Origin of the sequence: Microbacterium psychrotolerans (genome assembly GCF_031085295.1) — a bacterium.
Classification (GTDB): domain Bacteria; phylum Actinomycetota; class Actinomycetes; order Actinomycetales; family Microbacteriaceae; genus Microbacterium; species Microbacterium psychrotolerans.
This window is the reverse complement of record NZ_JAVFWO010000003.1, coordinates 495,742-503,533: the sequence shown is the minus strand read 5'-3', so window position 1 is coordinate 503,533 and position 7,792 is coordinate 495,742. Positions and strand designations below refer to the sequence as shown.

At 69.8% G+C, this 7,792-nt stretch carries 5 protein-coding genes; 2 read left to right on the top strand and 3 right to left on the bottom strand.

All coding sequences use genetic code 11. The annotated features are described in order from the left end of the window. Positions 1-273 precede the first annotated feature (273 nt). From sucD to Q9R08_RS11390, 3 genes are all read right to left on the bottom strand, one after another. The gene (gene sucD, locus Q9R08_RS11400; RefSeq protein ID WP_308868133.1) at positions 274-1,176 is read right to left on the bottom strand and encodes a succinate--CoA ligase subunit alpha; all 903 of its coding nucleotides are present in this window, start codon (positions 1,174-1,176) and stop codon (positions 274-276) included. 33 nt (positions 1,177-1,209) lie between these two features. After that, positions 1,210-2,373 carry an ADP-forming succinate--CoA ligase subunit beta gene (sucC, locus tag Q9R08_RS11395; protein ID WP_308868132.1) on the bottom strand — a complete coding sequence of 388 codons (1,164 nt, stop codon included), beginning with the start codon at positions 2,371-2,373 and terminating at the stop codon, positions 1,210-1,212. A 171-nt stretch (positions 2,374-2,544) separates the two neighbouring features. Further along, positions 2,545-4,128, bottom strand: coding sequence for an FAD-dependent oxidoreductase (locus Q9R08_RS11390; RefSeq protein WP_308868131.1), 1,584 nt, complete (start codon positions 4,126-4,128; stop codon positions 2,545-2,547). Positions 4,129-4,255: 127 nt separating this feature from the next. On the opposite strand from Q9R08_RS11390, the gene Q9R08_RS11385 reads away from it, so the two are divergent. Further along, a complete protein-coding gene (locus Q9R08_RS11385; protein WP_308868130.1) occupies positions 4,256-4,963 on the top strand; it encodes a TetR family transcriptional regulator in 708 nt (235 codons plus the stop codon). Between the two features lie 63 nt (positions 4,964-5,026). Continuing rightward, positions 5,027-7,747, top strand: a complete 2,721-nt coding sequence (locus Q9R08_RS11380) for a cation-translocating P-type ATPase (RefSeq protein ID WP_308868129.1) — start codon at positions 5,027-5,029, stop codon at positions 7,745-7,747. Positions 7,748-7,792: the final 45 nt, after the last annotated feature.

Below are 7,792 nucleotides of genomic sequence, written 5' to 3'. Positions count from 1 at the left end.
TGACACCGCCGTGCCCGAGACACGGCGCTGTTCTCGCGAAACCCCGAAACCGGGGGATTTCCGACTCATGGGGCCCCTTCTGCCCATTCGTGCTACAGAAATCCCCACCCCTTACGCACCGCCAGACAACCCGGTGCGCATCCGAGAGGGAATGTAACTGCTCGAAACGACATCCACAAGAGAAGAGTCGGATTCCGGTTCCGGAATACATCGCCGGCGAAAGAAGAGAAGGCCCCGCCGAAGCGGGGCCTTCTGTCCTGATGACGCGGGAAATCAGAGCGAGGCGATGATCTCGCGCATCAGCGCGGCCGTCTCGGACGGCGTCTTGCCGACCTTGACGCCGGCGGCCTCGAGGGCCTCCTTCTTGGCCTGGGCCGTGCCCGCCGAGCCCGAGACGATGGCGCCGGCGTGGCCCATGGTCTTGCCCTCGGGAGCGGTGAAGCCGGCGACGTAGCCGACGACCGGCTTGGTCACGTTCGCCTTGATGAAGTCGGCCGCACGCTCCTCGGCGTCGCCCCCGATCTCGCCGATCATGACGATGGCCTTGGTCTCGGGGTCCGCTTCGAACGCCGCGAGCGCGTCGATGTGCGTGGTGCCGATGATCGGGTCGCCGCCGATGCCGATGGCCGTCGAGAAGCCGATCTCGCGGAGCTCGTACATCATCTGGTAGGTCAGGGTGCCCGACTTCGACACGAGGCCGATCGGCCCCTTGCCGGTGATGTTGGCGGGCGTGATGCCGACCAGCGACTCGCCCGGCGTGATGATGCCGGGGCAGTTCGGGCCGATGATGCGGGTCTTGTTCCCCTTCGACTGCGCGTAGGCCCACGCCTCGGCGGTGTCGCCGACGGGCACGCCCTCGGTGATCACGACGAGGAGCGGGATCTCGGCGTCGATGGCCTCGACCATGGCGTCCTTCGTGAACGCCGGGGGCACGAACGCGATGGAGACGTCGGCGCCGGTGGCGGCGATGGCCTCTTCGACCGACGCGAAAACGGGCAGCTCGACGGGGGTGCCGTCGGCGTCGGTGTGGAGCACCGTGGTGCCGGCCTTGCGGGCGTTCACGCCGCCGACGACCTGCGTGCCGGCCTTGAGCATGAGGGCGGTGTGCTTAGTGCCCTCGCCGCCGGTGATGCCCTGGACGATGACCTTGGAGTCCTTGTTGAGGAAGATCGACATTTCTCTGCTGTTTCCTTGTCCGGTGTCGAAGCGTCAGGCGTTGGCGAGCTCGGCGGCCTTGTCGGCGCCCTCGTCCATCGTCTCGGCCAGGGTCACGAGGGGGTGGTTCGCGTCGCGGAGGATCGCACGCCCCTCCTCCACCTTGTTGCCGTCGAGGCGCACGACCAGCGGCTTGGAGGCGCTGGATCCGAGCTCCGCGAGCGCGCCGACGATGCCCTTGGCGACCGCGTCGCACGCGGTGATGCCGCCGAAGACGTTGACGAACACGCTCTTGACCTGCGGGTCGCCGAGGATGACGTCCAGGCCTGCGGCCATGACCTCGGCCGAGGCGCCGCCGCCGATGTCGAGGAAGTTCGCGGGCTTCACGCCGCCGTGGTTCTCACCGGCGTAGGCGACGACGTCGAGCGTCGACATCACCAGGCCGGCGCCGTTGCCGATCACGCCCACCTCGCCGTCGAGCTTGACGTAGTTGAGGTCGTTGGCCTTCGCCTTCGCCTCGAGCGGGTCGGCCGCCGCCTTGTCCTCGAGCAGCGCGTGCCCGGCGTGGCGGAAGTCGGCGTTCTCGTCGAGCGAGACCTTGCCGTCGAGGGCGATGACCTCGCCGTCCTCGGTGAGCACGAGCGGGTTGACCTCGACGAGCGTCGCGTCCTCGCCCTTGTAGACGGCGAAGAGCTTGACGAAGACATCGCTCACCTTGTCGACGAGCTCGGGGGCGAAGCCTGCGGCCTCGGCGATCTCGACGGCCTTCTGCTTGTCGATGCCCTGCAGCGGGTCGACCGCTACGCGCGCGAGCGCCTCGGGACGCTCGACAGCGAGCTCCTCGATCTCCATGCCGCCCTCGACGCTGGCCAGCGACAGGTAGGAGCGGTTGGCGCGGTCCAGCAGCACCGAGAAGTAGTACTCCTTGTCGATGCGCGCGCCCTGGGCGACCATCACGCGCTTGACGACGTGGCCCTTGATGTCGAGGCCGAGGATGGCCTTCGCCGCCTCGTAGGCCTCATCGGGGGTCTTGGCGACCTTGACGCCACCCGCCTTGCCGCGCCCGCCGGTCTTGACCTGGGCCTTGACGACGACGACTCCGCCGATCTTCTCGGCCGCGGCCCGCACCTCCTCCGGCGTGTCCGCGACGATGCCGGCGAGCACCGGCACCTCGTACTTCTCGAAAAGGTCACGTGCCTGGTACTCGTACAGATCCACAGTGCATTCCTTCGCAGGTGGCGAATGGGGGTGGGGACGACGCGAAAAGCGTCTCGACGTCGAGATATCGACCAGTCCCCCAGCCTACTACCGGTCTCCGTCCGGTTCGGACCGCAGCGACGCGCCCTCGGTTCCGCACCGGATGAGCGATCGCACGTGCCTTCGCGGGAATCAGCGCGCCGACGTCGCCCGATGAGCGGATGCCGTGGGGTCGGGGTCCTCGATCTCCTCGCCCGGTACACGGGGCAGCCGGGTGAGATCGCACAGCGCGGGACCCTCGATGCGCACCCCGCTCGCCGTGAAGCGCGAGGCGTGCAGCGGGCAGTCCCATGACCGTTCGGCGTCGTTCCAGCGCAGCACGCCGCCGAGGTGCGGGCACACCGCGCTCACGGCGCGCGTCACACCGTCGACGGTGGAGATGCCGACAGGGTGGCCCCCGCGGTTCGCGACCACGCCGTCGCCCTCGGCGGGCCGGCGGACGGGCGCCGGCACGGCCTGCGCTCCCAGCCAGCCGGATGCCGCCTCCCAGCCGACGCGCACGTTCTCGACTCCGCCGCGAGCGAGGTCTGCGGGAACCGTGAAGCGGGTGGAGATCACGTTCATCCAGTCCGGTCGCTCGCGCCGCGGCACCTTGCCGATCTCGGCCACGATACGCAGGGCCGCGGCGGGGGCGTTGGACAGTCCCCACTTCGCATAGCCGGTGGCGAACCGCACCCTCCCGAGCCCGCGCGGCATCGCCCCGACGAACGGGATCAGGTCGTGCGACTGATAGTCCTGGGCCGACCACGCCGCGACCGGCTCGGCGCCCGGGAAGTGCTCCTGCGTCCAGGCGACGAGATCGTCGCGACAGGTTCGGGGAGACGGCGAACGGCCGACCGGGAATCCGTTGCCGCCGACGATGAGCTGCGCCGCACCGGCGGGTCCGTCCGCGGGAGTGATGGATCGGATGGACTTGGTCGCGCCGTCGACGGAGAGGTACAGCCCCTCGGGCAGCGGGTCGTCCGTGGCGAAGGCAACGCAGGTCGAGCGCAGCCCCCGCGTCTTGGCGAAGTACAGGCCGCGGTCGATGATCGGCGTCGCGGTCGCGAGCACCACCTGATCGGCGGCCGCGAACCCGGCCGAAGTCTCGACGCCGGCATGCGGCACGATGTGCGCGTGGGTCACGCGGACCCCGGTGTGGAGCACGCCTCCGGCTTCCAGGTACGCCCGCGCCATCGCGGCGAGGAGCTGCTGTGGGTCGATGGCGACCTGACGATCGAGCGCGACCGCGTCCACGATCGGGAACGGCGACTGCGCGAGCAGATCCGGCTCCACCCGGCGCACCGGCAGTCCGGCTTCCCGGGCGGCCTCCAGCTCCGCCGCGACCGTCTCCGCGCCGTCCGGGGTCTGCGCATACGAATAGGCCGTGCGCCGGGAGTAGGGAACGCCGAGCTCGTCGGCCAGGGACGTCAGCCACTGCGCTCCGTCGGCATTCGCCTCGACGTACGCCTTCACCAGGCGCGCCGGATGGTGACGGCGCATCGTCGAGAGGGTGGAGCCCTGCAGGAGGGACAGCTTGCCGGTGTTGGCGCCCGACGCGAGCTCGCCGACCTCACCCGCTTCGATGACGGCGACGTCGCGGCCCTGCCGGGCGAGCATGAGGGCGGTGGCCAGGCCCGTGAGGCCGGCACCGACGACGACGACTTCGCGGTGCCGACCCGGCTCGAAGGGCGTGCCGGTCACGCGGAACGGATCGAGCTTCCAGATCGGCGTCATCTTCACAGTGAAGCCGCACGCCGCGGGATCCTCCACCGGGTTGACAGGCACTGGACGCAGTGACAGCGCCGCACGCGTGACGGATGCCGCACCGGACGCGGGGGCCGCGCATTAGGCTCTCCCCGAGATGTCCGACACCGCCGCCGCCTCCGCCGCCCCGAGTTCCGCAGCCGCTCAGGGCGCCTCCCGCGCGGCCGTCGTCGCCGCCGCGCTCGAGCTGTTCGCCGAGCAGGGATTCGACCAGACCTCCGTGGAGCAGATCGCGCAGGCCGCGGGCGTCTCGCGCTCGACGTTCTTCCGGCAGTTCGGCGGCAAGGACGACGTGGTCTTCACCGACCATGAGGTGCTGCTGGATCGCCTGCGCGAGTTCCTGGCGCAACCGCACCGGGACCCGTGGGCTGCCGTGTGCGAGGCATCCCTGTTCGTCTATGCGCACTTCGCGGCCGATCCCGAGCTCGCCCGGCGGCGCTATGCGGTCGTCCGGGGCGTGCCCGCGCTCCGCGACCGCGAGATCGTGACCGTGTTCCGCTACGAGCGGCTGTTCGACGAGTACCTGCGCGCGTCGCTGCCGGGCCTCGATCCGCTCGACGCGGTGGGCTTCTCGGCGCTGGTCACGGCGATCCACAACCACGTGCTGCGGCGTCTCATCCGTGGACCGAAGAAGGTGCCGGTGTCGGTGCTGCGCACGGCTCTGGACCAGGCACGCCGTCGGTTCGGCGTCCTGCCGGACGGCGAGGTGGATCCTGCCGCCGACCAGGTCGTCGTCGCGGTCTTCCCGCGCGCGATGCCGACGGCGGAACTGGCACGGCGACTGCGCGCGCAGCTCGACGGCTGACCGCCCCGGCGCGCCGGTCGATTCCTCTGTTCTGCGGCCGTACCACGGCGGTATGTTCAAGCCATGAGCGCCGTGGAGACCGCCGCCGGAACGCCCGCGGAGACCGCCTGGTACAGCCAGGAGCCGGATGCCGTCGTCGCCGCATTCCGCAGCGATCGCGACCGCGGGCTGACCGCCGCCGACGCCGCGCAGCGGCTCGCCGAGCACGGTCCCAACTCGATCGCCGCCGAGAAGCCGCCGTCGACGTGGCAGGTCGCCCTGCAGCAGCTCGCCGACCCCATGAACGTCATGCTGGTCGCCGTCGCGATCATCAGCCTCTTCATCAATCAGGTCAGCGTCGGCATCCTCGTCGGCGCGCTCGTGGTGCTGAACATCGTGCTGGGCACCCGGCAGGAACTCAAGGCGAAGGCATCCGTCGACGCCCTGGCGAAGATGCAGATCCCGCAGGCGAAGGTCATCCGCGACGGCACCCTGCTGCAGGTCGGCGCGACCACCCTCGTGCCGGGCGACATCGTGACCCTCGAGGCGGGCGACCTCGTGCCCGCCGACGGGCGCATCATCCGCTCGGCGACGCTCGAGACGCAGGAGGCGGCGCTCACGGGTGAGAGCGCGCCGATCCCGAAGGATGCCGGAACCCTCGCCGATCCCGACACTGCTCTCGGCGACCGCACCGACATGGTGTTCCAGAACACCCAGGTGACGCGCGGCACGGCCACGGTGGTCATCACGGGCACCGGCATGCAGACGCAGATGGGTCAGATCGCCTCGATGCTGTCGTCCGTGAAGCCGGGGAAGTCGCCGCTGCAGCGTGAGCTCGACTCGCTCACGGGAGTGCTGGGCTGGATCGCGTGGGGCGCCGTCGCCATCATCATCGTGACGGGCCTGCTGCGCGGTCAGGAGATCGCATCGGTCATCCTGCTCGGCATCTCGATGGCGATCTCGGCGATCCCGACCGGCATGCCGTCGTTCGTCCAGGCCATGCTCTCGTACGGCTCGCGCCAGCTCGCCGAGCACAAGGCCGTCGTCAAGAATCTGACCGACGTCGAGACGCTGGGTGCCACCAGCGCGATCAACTCCGACAAGACCGGCACTCTCACGATGAACGAGATGACGGTCGAGACGTTGTACTACCGCGGCGAGTGGTTCTCGGTCGCCGGCAGCGGCTACGAGAAGGTCGGCGAGGTGCGCCACACGGCGGGTCTGCCGGTGCCGCAGTTCACCCAGCTGGCACTCGGGCTGACGCTCTGCAGCGACGCCACCGTGTCCGACGACGGCGCCGTCATCGGCGACCCGACCGAAGCCGCCCTGGTCGTGCTGGCCGCCAAGCTGGGCGCGGATGCCGAGCTGACGCGCAGCGCGTTCGCGCGGGTCGCGGAGGTGCCCTTCGACTCGGCGTACAAGTTCATGGGGACGTTCCACCGGATCCCGGTCGACGGCACCGAACTGCTCGTCGGCTATGTCAAGGGCGGCCCGGACGTGGTGCTCGACCGCTGCAGCTCCGTCGCGACCATGGAGGGCGTCGTGCCGATCGCAGATCGCCGCGACGAGATCCTCGAGGCCAACCGCACGCTCTCGGAGCAGGGGCTGCGGGTGCTCGCCTTCGCGTTCCGCCGGTTCGCCCCCGATGCCCCGGTGGCGCAGGACCCGATGGCGGCGATCGCCGATCTGACGTTCGTCGGCCTCGTCGGCATCATCGACCCGCTCCGCCCGTCCTCGAAGGAGGCCGTGCGCATCGCTCGCGAGGCCGGCATCGAGGTCCGCATGATCACCGGCGACCACGCGATCACCGCCGCTGCGATCGGTGCGAAGCTCGGGCTCGGCGAAGGATCGGCGAGCGGCGCCGAGATCCAGGAGATGAGCGACGACGAGCTGAAGGCGGCGCTGCCGCGTCTGCACATGTTCGGCCGCGTCACCCCCGAGGACAAGCTGCGCCTCGCCCGTCTGATGCAGGAGGACGGCGCCGTCGTCGCGATGACCGGTGACGCCGTGAACGATGCGGCCGCACTCAAGCAGGCCGACATCGGCGTCGCGATGGGCTCGGGCAGCGACGTCACGAAGCAGGCGGGGAAGATGATCCTCGTCGACGACAACTTCGGCACGCTCGTCACCGCCGTCCGGCTCGGGCGCGGGATCTACGAGAAGATCGTCAGCTACGTCCGCTTCCAGATGTCGCAGCTGTTCTCGCTGGTGCTGCTGTTCCTCGTCGCGAGCATCTTCGGCATCAACGACGGCGTACCGCTCACGCCGATCATGGTGCTGTTCCTGAACTTCTTCATCGCGATCTTCCCGGTGGTCGTGATCCTCCTCGACCCGGTGCCCGACGGCATCATGCTGAAGCCGCCGCGCGACCCGAAGAAGACGATCGCCAACCGCGGCGCGGTGACGCTGTGGTTCGTGTACGGCAGCCTCATCTTCCTCACGACGCTCGTGCCCCTGCTGATCTACCCCGACGAGCTCAGCTCCACCGAGCCCAACGTGCCGGTGACGATGGCGTTCGTGGTCTGCGCGCTCGGCTCGATCTTCGGCGGCCTGGTCATGCGCCGCGACCCCGAGTCGGGACTCTCCGCCCCCATCCTCGCCGCCGTGAAGTGGCTGTCGATCCCGCTGGCGCTCACCGTCGTCGCCGTCGAGGTCGGCTTCATGCAGCGCCTCATCGGCACGACGAGTCTCTCGGGAGACGAGTGGCTGACCGCGCTCGGCCTGGCGCTGCTCGTGCCGGTGCTGATCGAGATCGAGAAGTGGATCCGCCGCGCGCGCATCAGGCGTCGCGCCCCCCTCGTCTGACCCGCAGGACACCGAACGCGCGCCGCCCGACATCGGGCGGCGCGC